The 13,491-nt window shown below is 44.5% G+C and carries 12 protein-coding genes; 4 read left to right on the forward strand and 8 right to left on the reverse strand.

What is annotated here, in order from left to right:
- Nucleotides 1-278: 278 nt before the first annotated feature.
- The 5 genes from gshB to J5X94_RS04805 all read right to left on the reverse strand — a co-directional run bounded on the left by gshB (nucleotide 279) and on the right by J5X94_RS04805 (nucleotide 6,276).
- Nucleotides 279-1,250: a glutathione synthase gene (gene gshB, locus J5X94_RS04785; RefSeq protein ID WP_210540426.1), complete on the reverse strand. Its 972-nt coding sequence runs from the start codon at nucleotides 1,248-1,250 to the stop codon at nucleotides 279-281.
- A gap of 57 nt (nucleotides 1,251-1,307) precedes the next feature.
- On the reverse strand, nucleotides 1,308-2,024 hold the full coding sequence (gene pyrE / locus J5X94_RS04790; RefSeq protein WP_210540427.1) for an orotate phosphoribosyltransferase: 717 nt from the start codon (nucleotides 2,022-2,024) through the stop codon (nucleotides 1,308-1,310).
- A 61-nt stretch (nucleotides 2,025-2,085) separates the two neighbouring features.
- Nucleotides 2,086-3,090 carry a hypothetical protein gene (locus J5X94_RS04795; protein WP_194619350.1) on the reverse strand — a complete coding sequence of 335 codons (1,005 nt, stop codon included), beginning with the start codon at nucleotides 3,088-3,090 and terminating at the stop codon, nucleotides 2,086-2,088.
- A gap of 102 nt (nucleotides 3,091-3,192) precedes the next feature.
- Nucleotides 3,193-4,032, reverse strand: a complete 840-nt coding sequence (locus tag J5X94_RS04800) for an SDR family oxidoreductase (protein ID WP_210540428.1) — start codon at nucleotides 4,030-4,032, stop codon at nucleotides 3,193-3,195.
- A gap of 63 nt (nucleotides 4,033-4,095) precedes the next feature.
- Nucleotides 4,096-6,276: a DUF4105 domain-containing protein gene (locus J5X94_RS04805; protein ID WP_228293157.1), complete on the reverse strand. Its 2,181-nt coding sequence runs from the start codon at nucleotides 6,274-6,276 to the stop codon at nucleotides 4,096-4,098.
- A gap of 176 nt (nucleotides 6,277-6,452) precedes the next feature.
- On the opposite strand from J5X94_RS04805, the gene ampD reads away from it, so the two are divergent.
- The 3 genes from ampD (at nucleotide 6,453) to J5X94_RS04820 (ending at nucleotide 9,653) form a co-directional block, all read left to right on the forward strand.
- The gene (gene ampD, locus J5X94_RS04810; RefSeq protein WP_210540430.1) at nucleotides 6,453-7,043 is read left to right on the forward strand and encodes a 1,6-anhydro-N-acetylmuramyl-L-alanine amidase AmpD; all 591 of its coding nucleotides are present in this window, start codon (nucleotides 6,453-6,455) and stop codon (nucleotides 7,041-7,043) included.
- A gap of 311 nt (nucleotides 7,044-7,354) precedes the next feature.
- On the forward strand, nucleotides 7,355-8,905 hold the full coding sequence (gene murJ / locus J5X94_RS04815) for a murein biosynthesis integral membrane protein MurJ (RefSeq protein ID WP_210540431.1): 1,551 nt from the start codon (nucleotides 7,355-7,357) through the stop codon (nucleotides 8,903-8,905).
- Nucleotides 8,906-9,032: 127 nt separating this feature from the next.
- Nucleotides 9,033-9,653, forward strand: a complete 621-nt coding sequence (locus J5X94_RS04820; protein ID WP_228293158.1) for a hypothetical protein — start codon at nucleotides 9,033-9,035, stop codon at nucleotides 9,651-9,653.
- 11 nt (nucleotides 9,654-9,664) lie between these two features.
- Here the strand turns inward: J5X94_RS04820 and J5X94_RS04825 are convergent, their stop codons facing one another.
- Nucleotides 9,665-10,273, reverse strand: a complete 609-nt coding sequence (locus J5X94_RS04825) for a GNAT family N-acetyltransferase (protein ID WP_210540432.1) — start codon at nucleotides 10,271-10,273, stop codon at nucleotides 9,665-9,667.
- Between the two features lie 253 nt (nucleotides 10,274-10,526).
- On the opposite strand from J5X94_RS04825, the gene ribF reads away from it, so the two are divergent.
- Nucleotides 10,527-11,567: a riboflavin biosynthesis protein RibF gene (gene ribF / locus J5X94_RS04830; RefSeq protein WP_228293159.1), complete on the forward strand. Its 1,041-nt coding sequence runs from the start codon at nucleotides 10,527-10,529 to the stop codon at nucleotides 11,565-11,567.
- A 143-nt stretch (nucleotides 11,568-11,710) separates the two neighbouring features.
- Here ribF and J5X94_RS04835 read toward each other — a convergent pair whose 3' ends face one another.
- Nucleotides 11,711-11,950 (reverse strand): DUF2789 domain-containing protein, encoded by a 240-nt coding sequence (locus J5X94_RS04835; RefSeq protein WP_210540433.1) that lies wholly within the window; start codon nucleotides 11,948-11,950, stop codon nucleotides 11,711-11,713.
- Between the two features lie 265 nt (nucleotides 11,951-12,215).
- On the reverse strand, nucleotides 12,216-13,199 hold the full coding sequence (locus J5X94_RS04840; protein ID WP_240215757.1) for a malate dehydrogenase: 984 nt from the start codon (nucleotides 13,197-13,199) through the stop codon (nucleotides 12,216-12,218).
- Nucleotides 13,200-13,491: the final 292 nt, after the last annotated feature.

Consider the following 13,491-nt stretch of genomic DNA (forward strand, 5'->3'; position numbering starts at 1 on the left):
ACGCCTGCCTATCTTTACTTTATTTATATGAAGGGTTTATCTCGCTGCTGCGGTGACAATTATGAAAAAATAATGACCTAGCCAAAGCCCGCATAGTATAGAGGAAATCATCGTCTTATATACAGCACTTTATGCAGCAAAAATAACAAAAATCCAAGCCATGATCGGTCACAGCTTGGCGTCGTGTAATGCTAATAAACGGTAAGAAAAATCAATGACTAACAATACCTTAAAATATGGGTTTTACGTAGTCAAAGTATTCCTTAACATAGCTAAAACTATGCAGTAAATTTATTCTCAATCGCCATGATAAAATCGGTTGCGATATCTGTACCGCATTGATCATCAATCTCACGCACGCATGTTGGGCTAGTAACGTTAATCTCAGTGATGCGCCCACCGATTAAGTCTAGACCAACGAACATCAGGCCTTTTTGTTTGACGATTGGTGCCACAACTTCCGCTACTTGGCTTTCGATATCAGTCAATGGCATGGCCACGCCGCTACCACCAGCTGCTAGGTTGCCACGGGTCTCGCCTTTGCTTGGAATACGTGCCAAGCTATAATCTATCACGACGCCGTCGACGATTAATACACGCTTATCGCCATCTTTAATCTCTGGCAAGTAACGCTGCGCCATGATTGGCAGTGTCTCAAGTTCAGTCAGCACCTCTAACGTTACACCAATATTGGGACTATCGGCGGTCAGACGGAAGATACCAGTTCCACCCATGCCGTCTAGTGGCTTGACGATGACATCTTGTTGTTCAGCGATAAACTGACGGATATGTGCCTGTTTACTGGTCACAATCGTTGGGCTCATATAGTCGCTAAACCATGTCGCAAATAGTTTTTCATTACAATCACGGATCGCTTGTGGATCATTGACTACGAGCACGCCTGCCGCTTTGGCGTGATCGAGCATATAAGTCGCATAAATAAAGCGCATATCAAACGGTGGGTCTTTACGCATCAAAATCACGTTATAACCACTGACTGGACCTGTGCTTTTATCACCCAACGTATAAAAATCTGCTGGATCATGCTTTACCGTGAGCGGCTGAGTATCAACCATCAACTGCCCACGATCCAACCATAAGTCATGAATCTGACAGTAGCCAAGCTGATGCCCGCGATCTTGCGCTGCCCACATCATCGCCAAGCTGGTGTCTTTTTTATAATTAACCCGCTCGATAGGATCCATGATGACGAGTATTTTTAAAGATTTTTTTTGATTTTCTTGGCTCATGATAAGGCTCACTTACGTTATATTTTTATTAAAACAGATTCAAACTTCAGTGCCCAACTATACGCCGTACTGCGCGCGGTAATGTTGCATTTTGGCTAGTTGAGTCGCATCTTTGTACTGGCTCTCGCCGTCTGACAAATAGCTGATTAAGTCGTCAATATCGACCAGTGCGCGCACTGGCACTTCTAGCGTCGCAGCAAGCTCTTGAATAGCAGAATGCTCAGCCAAGCCTTTTTCTTTACGATCAAGGGCCACGATAATACCTGCCACACTGGCACCTGCTTGCTCTAAAATATCGACCACTTCGCGCATCGCTGTGCCAGCCGTAATGACATCGTCAAGTACCCAAACTGCTTTGCCACTGACATCAGCACCGACCAAATTACCACCTTCACCGTGAGTTTTGGCTTCTTTACGGTTATAACCCCACTTGGCATTGATACCATGATGGTGCCATAAGGCTTGCGCGGTTGCAGCCACAAATGGAATACCTTTATAAGCCGCGCCAAAAATAACCAGCTCTTGCTCATCTATACCGTTATCGCTAGCAGCCATTTGCTCAGCCAACTGTTCGGCCAAGGCATCGGCATAACCGCGCGCTAGTAACGACAACATCTCACCCGTCGCTAGCAAGCCAGCATTAAAAAAATACGGACTAATGCGACCAGACTTGAGTACAAACTCACCAAACTTCAGGACTTGGTTGTCTAAGGCCAATTGAATGAATTGATGAGATGAAAACGTGGAGTCTTGAGAGCGTGCTACGTGAGACATTATGACATTCCTATCAGCAAAAAGAGGGGCGAAAAACTGGCATTATTGTACGCATTATTGATCAGCTTGACCAACCATTGATCTCATAATCCTGCATATTGGCATAGCGAGTCAGTAAGCCACTACGTGATGAGACATTAAAATAGCTTTGGCCATCGTTCCGTACTTGTATCTCCCAGCCCAAATGATAAGCGGCAACAATAATGTGACCAGAAAACATCCGAATTTGACGATACGCGTGCCGCTGCGAGGGCTCATAAACAATCTGACTGAGCAAATAGCTACGTACATGCTGACATATTTGCGCAGCGCTATAGCTATGATTGATACTTTTGCGCGTACTACACTGTTTTAGAGCGTGGACAGCAGCACTACAGGCCATGATATCTGTCGCTAAACTACCCTCTCCTGTCTCAAACTGCTGCGGCTGCAAAACCACTTGCCAATCATCGGCATACAGACTATTGAGTAGCTCATCAGGATTATAACGCTTGGTCAATGCTCGTAGCGATGCTGAAGCGTCGTGGCGTTTATTATCTGACTCAATCATTTCAGAGCGATCAGCAGGCCTAAACCCAAAGCGATGCAGTTTTGGGTAAGCACGAATGGCCTTTTGGATATCTGACATATCTAACATAGTCATATCGGATAATGCTGATAACAATGGCTGCTCGCTATGATTCTCATAAAAGTTATCAGGCAACTCGATAAGCTTGGCAGCATTGAGTAATGACAAATGCTCAGCCAGCGCTTCTGAAGCAATCAGTGCCCATTTCGAAAAGCGGTCTTCATTGGGCTGATAGAACCGCGCAGAGTTACCGTAAAGCCGTCTCAATTGACCGTTCAAGCGGCGGGCAGGCTCTGGGATATCAGTTAAGGGCCGTGCAGGATCAAGGGGAGATTGTCTGGGATCAAAGTTGGGATGGACGATTGCAGGCTGCTGTGAATCAGCTAGCATAGACGATTGCTCAGCCTTTTTTTGCACATGGTTTTCTGCCAGCTTACCGCCTTCTGCTGCCAGATTAGCATGAGACAAACGGTCATCAGAAGTAGAAGGCTGGGTCATGAAATCTCCATAATTTATAAAATATAAAACGAATAAGAATGCTTAAATCAGGCAATTATCTTACTCTTAAAAGCTGACTCTTAAAAGCTGACTCTTAAGGGCTTACTCTTGATGGCTCAAAATATCACGGTAACCTGCCTGCCAGTCAGGATAATCCAGCCAAGCTAACGGAATGTTGCTATGCAAGCGCTTCCCCGTAACTGCTGTTTTTGAATGATCAATAGCAGGCGGCGTCTCCCCTATTTGCTCGCTTAACCAAACGCCTAGCTCATAAGTAGTGACGGGCGCATAGTCAGTGGCGATATAGAGTGACTTTGGTGCGTCAATGGTCAGGACGTTGGTGATAATATTGACCAAATCACGATCCATAATACGATTACTCCAGTGCTGTGCGGCTACTGGCTCTTTTTGTTTCTCTTTGGCTTTGCGCAGGCGCATGAGACGCGCGCGACCATAAATACCGCTCGGACGAATGATAATGGCTTTATCACCAAAGCCTTGCTGCAAGACTTGCTCTGCTTGCAATATGACCTTTGATGCTTCGCGCTCAGGACTGACAGGCGTGGTATTTTCATCTATCCATTCGCCGTTATCTTGCCCATAAACACCTGTTGAGGAAATAAAGACAATACGTTTAAGGTTGGTTAACTTTGGAGCAAACGTCGCCAAATGCTGGTTAATCGCCAAGTAACTCTCGTGATAGCCGCTGGTTGAATAGTCATCGGGCGTGACGATAATCGCCATATGTGTAAAGTCTTGCAGCTGCTCAGCGGTCAATGTCAACGCATCGGCTTGCATAAACGTTGCCTCACTATCCAGATGATAGTGCTCGCGTTCATTGCGTGCCAGCCCAGTAACGTTAAAGCCATCTTGCGCAAGCTTGTTGGTGACCGGCAAACCGATATCACCTTGTCCGATAATCAGTAAATTTTGCGTACTCATCATTTATCCTTTATTCGAACGCCATTTCTAATGACTGCTTATACATTTTTTTAATAATAAGTGCTAAAAATAACGTCTATATGACAGTTGTACATCGTCATTGGCATCGATGCGATCTTGCCACTCGTAGTTGGCATTGATACGTAATGCTTGTTTTTTATCGATATCGTATTGTAGACCCAAAGTTGAGACCGGCTGCCAGTAATGACCGCGAGCATTAGACTCATCGCTGCTGCCATGATACCAATATGGCAATTGCAATTCAGCCTGCGCACGTAACTGATTGTTAATTTGATAACGGCAACCAGCATTCACACCTGCACCTACGCGAAAGCCTTTATTAATACCGCGCCCTGCTTGTCCCGTGCCTGATAGCAAGGTGTAACATAATTGCGGCGGCATCTCGCCAGTACCAGCACTTGGTGTACCAAATGCCCACGACCAGCCAGTCTCATAACCCACGCTCCCAACCAGATGATCCGTGCCATCTTGCTGTGAGCCGTCGTTTACTCGAGTCGCCTCGACACTGACGCCCCAAGTTTTGCCTTGCTGAGCGCTATTTACTGGGTTAAATGAGCGTCCGCGCAGCAGTGTAAAATTCTGCAAGACCACACTGTCTGGCTGTTTGTGGTTGCTATTGTTGTCATCTTTGTCATAAAGGCGTAGCGTCGCTGCCAGCCCTTCTAAATTAAAAAACTGTGAAAAACCAGCGGCCCGATCAAGGGTGTCATGAAAGCCTGCACGCACGCCCACATCGATATAGTTATTGTCACCGCGCTGTCCGACACCAATCTGCGCCATTTGCAATGGATGTCTGTCTATTGGATTATTGTTGGCAGCGACGATAGGTAGATCTAGTATGGTTTGACCATCTGCTGACATACTGGATTCTGGATTGCGCTCTGCGGATTTAATCTCTTGAGCAGCTTCTTTAGTCAATGGCTGATAACCCAGCTTAGCGGCGGCCTTGGCTTGGTTAAGCGCGGCTTGACGTACGGTATTGTCAGCTGGCGTATAACGAGGGTTTGCCAGTAAGTCTTCTTCATTAAGCAGCTGAATGACGTCAGAGGGTACGACGGCATAAGGCAATCGGCTTAATAAATGCTGCTGCGGACGCACGACATCGATGAGGCGCAAAACCTCAGAGGCGCAGTTATCAGTGGTGAAGTAATACGGTAACTCTAACCCTTTGGTTTCCCAAACATGCAACATGATTTGTTGCACCTCGCTTGGGGTCAAGTTCAACTGATACGTCCACGCATCACGCTCATCGTCTTGCAAGTATTTCGCCAGTTTTTCTGGGTAAGGATCGATTTCGATGGCGTTATCATAGAGACCTGTCATGGATTTGATGGCATAAACTGGAAAACTATCGTTTGGATCACCATCGACCGTATAATTCAGCGCGTAGGCATGATGAATCTGACTGGGATCAGCCACACTGGCCTTTGAGTCAATACGCAACAAGGTATGGGCAAAGGCTGATATGGGATTGTCCAAATACTCTTCGGCAAACATAATAGACAGCTGCTCAGGTGCCAGCTTTTGCATCCACTCATCCAGCTCTGGACACTCAGCTTGCCAGCTTGTCTTATCGATATTTAGCGTATCGGTCAGCCATTGTACGCGCGCTGGGAAACGACAAAGTACCGAATTATTAGCGGTATTGTCTTTGACAACCGTATTATGAGTCAGCACTGATTCTTCAGCAAGGGCGACCAGCAATGCATCAAGTTCTGCGCCTGAGTCTTGCGCACCTTTTTCACTTAAAAAGAAGCCAGCATCATCAACGAGACTTGTGTTTTTTTTCTTACCAATTAGATTCTTTTGATCATCAAAGAAGTACAATAAACGTCGCCATGTCGTATGTTGAGCTAGGTTTTCTGTTTTTGCTTGCTCGCGCCATGATGCTAGCAGCTGTTCTGTGTTGGTGTTGCTAGCGACAATATGACTAACGTTATTATCGACACCGCTAGTATTAGTGCGAGGATGATCAGCGATATCTTTATTTGAGGTGCTATTTGGCTTGATGTTATTATTTAGCCCAGCATCAGCTTTGTTATCCAACGCTAGCTCACCTGTGGTCACAAGCTCTGCTGGCGTTGGCAAAAATGCCTGCGCTTGTGCCGTCAGTAACAGACCTGCAACCGTTAATGGCAAACGCGAGCGCCTGCTCATCTTTGTTGGCGTACAATCTGTCGCCAAAAAGTTGCAATGCACCACAAGGTTTGAATATATAGACATGAGTAATATCTCGCACTGTAGAAGCCATACGCTCATCGCGTTTTTGGGTCTATTGAATCGTCAAAAGAAGGTTGTGATTAGCTATTTTTTAGAGAGTTTTGCTATCAATTAATAAAAAATCGATAATCACAATTATTTGCTACGCACTTATTAACAAATTATAAAAAGAGAGCACTATGTCCACGATACCGCCAATGATTATAAAGGATGGGCGCTTATACTCAGCCACTTGGCTTATGTCGCCGAACTATAATAAACGACCCGACCATCTGACTATTGACACCATTGTCATTCACAATATTAGCCTACCACCGAATGAGTTTGGCGTCTGCGGCAGTGATGGCGTTCATTATGTAAAAGCATTATTTACCAATCAATTGGACTGGGATGCGCATCCTTATTTTCAGACGATTAAAGGCGCAGAAGTCTCAGCACATCTATTTATAGAACGTGATGGTGCTATCACACAGTTTGTAAACTTTGCCGAGCGCGCGTGGCACGCAGGCAGATCCAGCTACCTTGGCCGTCCTGAATGTAATGATTATAGCATTGGCATTGAGCTGGAAGGGTCAGATTTTGTGTCCTTCACCTCGGCGCAATATGACACACTTGCAGCCGTTATCGCTGCGCTATATGATGCCTACCCCAAAACCCGCCGACACTTAACTGGTCATAGCGATATCGCACCGGGTCGAAAGACAGATCCTGGCGATTATTTTGACTGGCCAAAGTTGCGTGAACTGGTAGGGAAAAACCTTACGGACTAGGGCGTGTCCTCAATTCAACTGATAGCGATCTAAATGGGCTAAAAATGGTTAAATCTTGCCAATCATCGTCAAATAGCTAAGTAATATCTGCGCTCTTTTCCTTGTTTGACTACAATTTACCTCACTTTTATCACCATTTTTAAAATGAGGACACGCCCTAGCTTATCTAAGCACCATGAAGCAATTCCACATCCAATCCATTTATCTCGATTATGAAAGTGCTATAATCCGTCAGTTTTTTGATAACAGCAACTCAGCAAACAATCATCAGTAAACAACCAGCAGTAAACAACTTAGCAAAATAGGTTCTCATGGCAAAAAGTCGGTTATTTCGCTCAACCATGGTCGTCAGCAGCATGACCATGCTGTCCCGTATCTTAGGTCTGGTACGCGATGTCGTATTATTAGGGGTGTTTGGCGCAGGTGGTCTGATGGATGCCTTTTTGGTCGCCTTTAAGATACCTAACTTTTTGCGCCGTCTGTTTGCTGAAGGCGCTTTTAGCCAAGCTTTCGTGCCAGTACTGTCCGAATACAAAGAAAAATACAGCTTACAACAGGTACAGATATTAGTCAGTCGTACCTCAGGCGCCCTGTTGTTGATTTTGTCGATGCTCACCGTGGTCGTCATTTTGATGGCGCCGTGGGTAGTAACGTTGTTTGCTCCCGGATTTGCTGACCAACCTGGTAAATTTGCCATCACGGCTGAGCTACTGCGCCTTACCTTTCCCTATTTATTATTTATTTCTATGACTGCTTTTGCTAGCGGTATTTTACAAAGCTACGGGCGTTTTGCTGCGCCAGCTTTTGCACCCGTACTGTTAAACCTATGTATGATTGGTGGCGCATTAATTTTTGCCCCTATGTTCGACACACCGATTATGGCACTCGGTTATGCCGTTGCAATCGCTGGTTTGCTACAGTTCTTGATACAGCTGCCGCAGTTATGGCAACAAAATCTACTGGTTGCACCTAAGATTGACTTTCAGCACGAAGGCGTGAAACGTATCTTAAAACTTATGCTGCCTGCTATCTTTGGTGTCTCTGTCACTCAGATCAATCTGCTCCTCAATACCATTTTTGCCTCGTTAATGATTGGTGGTTCGGTTTCTTGGCTTTATGCAGCGGAGCGTATGAGTGAATTGCCGTTAGGACTGATTGGTGTAGCGATTGGTACAGTCATTTTGCCCAGTTTATCGAAAAGCGAAGCCAAAAAAGATGATGTTAGCTTTAAAAAGACCATTGATTGGGCAGCACGTTTAATCATATTGGTGGGTGTGCCCGCATCAGCAGCCTTATTTATACTGGCTGATGTGCTGATGCAAGCGCTGTTTTTACGTGGTGAATTTACCTTGCGTGATGCGCAAATGAGTTCGCTGGCATTACGCAGTATGGCGGGTGGTATTTTAGGCTTTATGCTCATTAAAATCTTTGCGCCAGCATTTTTTGCCCGTCAAGACACTAGAACACCAGTAAAAATCGGTATCGTATCGGTATTTGCCAATATGGTTTTTAGTGTGATATTTATTGGGATATTTTACTTTTTAGAGATACCTCTGCATGGTGGTCTTGCCCTTGCGACCACAGGAGCGGCATTCGTAAACGCGGGCTTATTATATTATTTCTTACATAAGCGCGATATTTTCCGTTTTGGCAGCCACTGGAAAAAGCTGTTTACTCAGTTTGCAATCTCTACCGCTTCTATGATTGGTGTCCTTTATATCATGTTACCTTACTTCCCAGCCGATGAGGCTCAGTGGCGACGTATCGCGGCTCTGCTCATTATGTGTGCAGTGGGTGCCCTAGTTTATGGGGTGGTATTATTAGCGACAGGCTTCCGTCCGCGTCAGCTAAAGCATGGCTAATTTATTTGTGAACGCTGAATAAATGACTTACTAAACCAAAACAAGCTTAATATGAGAATTGACAGTGAATGCTGCTGATAGTTGTCATAATCGGTTATTGATAAATAAATGAAATTTGAGGTTTACTATGACAGTCGAATATTCAACGCTGCGACGCTTACCAATGCTACTAACTGCTGGTGTATTGAGCACCGGACTGCTAATCAGCGGGTGTAACAACAATGATAATGTAGAAGCCGATAGCGCAAACACAGCGAGCGATACAGCTGCCGTGGCTGGGAACCCTGAAGTCGATGCAGCCAATCAAACGGCAGACGTTGATGCAAATAACACAGTGGCAAGCGAGCAAATGACGGATAGCGCTAAAGATGAGACAGCCATTGATAGTGATAACATCAACCCAATCACTGCTTCATCCAAACAAAAAAGCTTAGTGACCAATCCGACTGAAGCTGGTACGCCAGAAGACACCGTCAAACAGGCGCTAAATAGCTTATATTATGGCGATGTAAAAGAAGCGGTTGGATACTATCAAGTAGATATGGCGAATTTTGAAAAAGAACTTGCCAAAACACAATCCGCTTTTCAGCAGACTGTCGATGGCGTTACTATCACTGATACCAAGTATAATGATGACAAGACTCGTGCCACTATTACTGGTGAGTTGATGCTCAAAGGACAGAGCGAACCTGCGCCATTGACCTATCAGCTACAGAAGATAGAAGGTCAATGGAAGATCTTGGGTTAAGCTATTTTAGCTTACTTATCTGAAGCATCATCCGATGTCACCGCTTTACCCAGCATCACGACATCAGCAATAAACCCTTCCATATCGCAAACTTCTGGCATGTAGCCCCACTGCTCAAAGCCAAGTTTACGGAAAAGTCCTAAACTTGGCTGATTGTGAGCAAAGACAAGCGCGACAATATTTCGAATGCCCAAGCTTGGCGCTTGCGTCAACATCCAGCGTGTCAACAAGCTACCTAGGCCTTGACCCTGATAATCTTGATTTAGATAGACGCTGATCTCAGTGCTGATATGATAGGCTGTCCGCGCATACAAATCACTATAGCTGCCCCATGCAACTATCGGCGACTGCGCTCGCTCTGCATCATCCCCTCCTCGCAATGTTTTGACCACATATATGGGCCTTGTTGGACTGCTTAGATGCTCATCAAACCAAGCAGCTCGCTCATCTACGGTTACCAATGTAAGGTTAGCTGTTGCTTGTTTAGCAGGTATGCTTTGATTATAAATGGCTAAGACTTCTGCTAAATCTTCTTTACTCGCACGCTGCACAACAAACTGATCAGCGAGCTGATGTGTCGATAAATCAGTTGGTATAGCGTTCAAGGCAACATCAGACATAAGATCTCCATAATTTTTAGCATTATTATCGGCATCATCGATAATAGTGAATAATAGTCATACTGATAACACAAGCAAATACAAATAACTCATAAAGAATGACCACGCTGAGTGACTGATACTTTCACTATGCGTCGACTATAGGATGTTAGTGGGGCTATTTTACTTTATAATGGCTGCTTTTAGACACATCGATTGTTAGTATAGGTGTGTTTTTTCGTTTTTTATCTGGTCTTATCATAGCTGAAAACTTATGAACACCTATTTTCTTGAGCAACTGATTGCGTCGCCGAGCGCTTTGCCTGCACGTACGAATCCGATAAATCTAGCACCTTGTGCGCTGACTATCGGCAATTTTGATGGCGTACATCTGGGTCATCAAGCGATGCTGGCTCAAGTTCATGAGATTGCCCAAGCGCAAAATCTTGGCTCTGCCGTCATGATATTTGAGCCACAGCCTCGTGAATTTTTTGCCCCCGCTACTGCCCCCGCGCGCCTGACCAATCTAGCCGAAAAGCAAGCGCTGCTAGCAGAGCATGGGGTCGAGACTTTGATTGTAGCGAGCTTCGATACTGATTTTCGTTCGCTATCAGCACAGGCATTTGCAGATATATTGGCTAAGCGTTTGAACGTAAAAGCATTGGTACTGGGTGACGACTTTCGCTTTGGTCATGACCGTACTGGCGACAGTCAGTTTTTGCGGGATTATGGCTTGGATGTGACCAATCTGCATACCGTTATAGATGACAGTGGTAAAGCTTCCCGTATTAGCTCTACTCGCGTTCGCGACTTGTTATTGGCTGGTGATATTGACGCCGCTAACACGCTGCTTGGTCGTGATTACGCGATTACAGGCATAGTTGTTGGTGGCGATCAGATAGGCCGCACCATGGACTTCCCTACAGCTAATATCGATTTGCAGCGCTTAAAACCTGCTTTGCATGGTATCTTTGCCGTCGATGTGGTGAGTTTAGATGACCATGGCAAAGTCATCGCTAATGGTTTGACCGAGCAAGCGATTAATGGAAAATTAGGCGTAACAGGTTTGCGTCCACACAGCTTGTTTGGCACAGCCAGCATTGGCATCAGACCCTCTGTCGATAAAGGCAGTGACTGGCGTTTAGAAGTACATTTCCCAGAATTGCAGGCTAATTTATATGGACTAAATTTACAGGTTCGTTTTTTACATTATTTGCATGGTGAACGACATTATGATGGCTTAGAGGCGCTAAAAGTTGGTATTCATAATGATGTAAAAGCGTTGCTTGAATGGCGAGCAGAGCAGCCTAACTAGAATGTAGCAAAGTCTCGAACTTAGATCATACGCATTGCATTCAAGATATAGAAAAGCAAAACCCACGACATTCTAAATACAATGTCGTGGGTTTTTGCTTTTCTATACTTCTTATTTGTCTTTTAGATCTTTTAGATTATTTTTTACGCGTCTGGATGCATACGCACGTTTAAATCATCGATGACTTCTACCCACTCCGCATCTTTTTCCCATTCTTCTTGTAAAAAAGCACGTTGATTGTCTGTCCAAACTTTTGCCTCTACTAGCTTTTCTTCTTTTGCCAATTGGTGTTTTTCAACAAAGTCATCAATCGCTTCATCTGAGCTATCAAGTCCCAATTGAGCAAATAACTCATTCATATTATATTCAGGTTCACCCAACATACTTTTCTCCTTATATGGTGCAATTTTAGTTTTATTTATTATTTAGGCTAACCACTTTATTGTAGCAAGCTTTATTTTAATAACTGTTAACCAACGTTTATCTAACGTTATCAATTGTATTAATAGTTGAGCCTCAAACATTAATACAATTGATAAGAGCGATTAAAAATAACAGATATTTAAACGTAAAAAAGCCTTCAAACAAGAAGGCTTTTTATACATAACATGATTGCAAGTAGCACTAAAGTTTTAGCAAGCTATTTGATTATGGTAGTAAATGAGCTACCGCATCACGCTCTTCGCTAAGCTCTTGCTCAGTCGCTGCCATTTTCTCTTTTGAGAAATCAGATGACACATCAACGCCGTCTACGATAGACCAGTCGCCGTTAGTGCACGTGCATGGGAATGAGTAGATTAAACCTTCGGCAATACCATACTCGCCGTTTGAGTAAACGCCCATAGATACCCAATCGTTTTCATCAGTACCTAGTGCCCACGTACGCATGTGTGCGATAGCAGCGTTGGCAGCAGAAGCAGCAGATGATGCACCGCGAGCTTTAATAATCGCTGCACCACGTTGTTGTACTTCTGGGATATAAGTACCTTCGTACCAAGTACGATCAACCAAGTCTAATGCTGGCTTACCATTAACAGTACAAGCCGTTAGATCTGGATACTGAGTTGATGAGTGGTTACCCCAGATGATCATTTTTTTCACGTCATTGACAGTGCTGTCAGTTTTACCAGCCAACTGCGCCATGGCACGGTTGTGATCCAAACGAGTCATCGCTGTAAAGTTACGTGGGTCAAGATCTGGTGCATTACGCTGAGCGATAAGTGCGTTAGTGTTGGCAGGGTTACCCACAACCAATACTTTAACGTCACGGCTTGCTACGTCATTCAATGCTTTACCTTGGGCTGAGAAAATCGCAGCGTTGGCTTCTAGCAAATCTTTACGTTCCATACCTGGACCACGCGGACGAGCGCCAACGAGCAAAGCATAATCGATATCTTTGAATGCAACGTTTGCATCATCAGTTTGAACGATACCGGCTAATAATGGAAATGCACAGTCTTCTAGTTCCATAACCACACCCTTCAGGGCGTCAAGTGCTGGAGTGATTTCAAGCAACTGCAAAATAACTGGCTGATCTTTACCTAGCATCTCACCAGATGCAATACGGAATAGCATCGCATAGCTGATGTTACCAGCGGCGCCAGTAACGGCAACACGTAAAGGCTGTTTCATTGACATTGAATACTCCCTAATTGATGATTATCATTATAGATATCGACTTGCTCACTGAACACTAGCAGTCTTAAACCGAGAGATAGTGTAGCACTTCCCCCCGTTAACCGTCTAGAGAAAGCGCGAACGCTATCCCTCACTATATTGTTACATTTTATACGAGAGGATATTGGTATCGGTCAAGCCTTTATAGATAAAGGATGGAGAATGAAGAGGAAGTGATAAAAAAATAGCTTTAGCAGAAGTTACTTAAACAGGATGATATTTATAAATGAGCAATATTCATCCATCG

Source organism: Psychrobacter sp. K31L (genome assembly GCF_017942195.1).
Taxonomy (GTDB): domain Bacteria; phylum Pseudomonadota; class Gammaproteobacteria; order Pseudomonadales; family Moraxellaceae; genus Psychrobacter; species Psychrobacter glaciei.

What these genes read in the sequence shown, in the direction of transcription:
- J5X94_RS04795 (WP_194619350.1), bottom strand. Translation starts at nt 3,090, where the DNA reads ATGACCCAGCCTTCTACTTCTGATGACCGTTTGTCTCATGCTAATCTG.
- J5X94_RS04800 (WP_210540428.1), bottom strand. Translation starts at nt 4,032, where the DNA reads ATGAGTACGCAAAATTTACTGATTATCGGACAAGGTGATATCGGTTTG.
- ribF (WP_228293159.1), top strand. Translation starts at nt 10,527, where the DNA reads ATGAACACCTATTTTCTTGAGCAACTGATTGCGTCGCCGAGCGCTTTG.
- ampD (WP_210540430.1), top strand. Translation starts at nt 6,453, where the DNA reads ATGTCCACGATACCGCCAATGATTATAAAGGATGGGCGCTTATACTCA.
- J5X94_RS04835 (WP_210540433.1), bottom strand. Translation starts at nt 11,950, where the DNA reads ATGTTGGGTGAACCTGAATATAATATGAATGAGTTATTTGCTCAATTG.
- pyrE (WP_210540427.1), bottom strand. Translation starts at nt 2,024, where the DNA reads ATGTCTCACGTAGCACGCTCTCAAGACTCCACGTTTTCATCTCATCAA.
- murJ (WP_210540431.1), top strand. Translation starts at nt 7,355, where the DNA reads ATGGCAAAAAGTCGGTTATTTCGCTCAACCATGGTCGTCAGCAGCATG.
- J5X94_RS04820 (WP_228293158.1), top strand. Translation starts at nt 9,033, where the DNA reads ATGACAGTCGAATATTCAACGCTGCGACGCTTACCAATGCTACTAACT.
- J5X94_RS04825 (WP_210540432.1), bottom strand. Translation starts at nt 10,273, where the DNA reads ATGTCTGATGTTGCCTTGAACGCTATACCAACTGATTTATCGACACAT.
- gshB (WP_210540426.1), bottom strand. Translation starts at nt 1,250, where the DNA reads ATGAGCCAAGAAAATCAAAAAAAATCTTTAAAAATACTCGTCATCATG.
- J5X94_RS04840 (WP_240215757.1), bottom strand. Translation starts at nt 13,199, where the DNA reads ATGAAACAGCCTTTACGTGTTGCCGTTACTGGCGCCGCTGGTAACATC.
- J5X94_RS04805 (WP_228293157.1), bottom strand. Translation starts at nt 6,276, where the DNA reads ATGTCTATATATTCAAACCTTGTGGTGCATTGCAACTTTTTGGCGACA.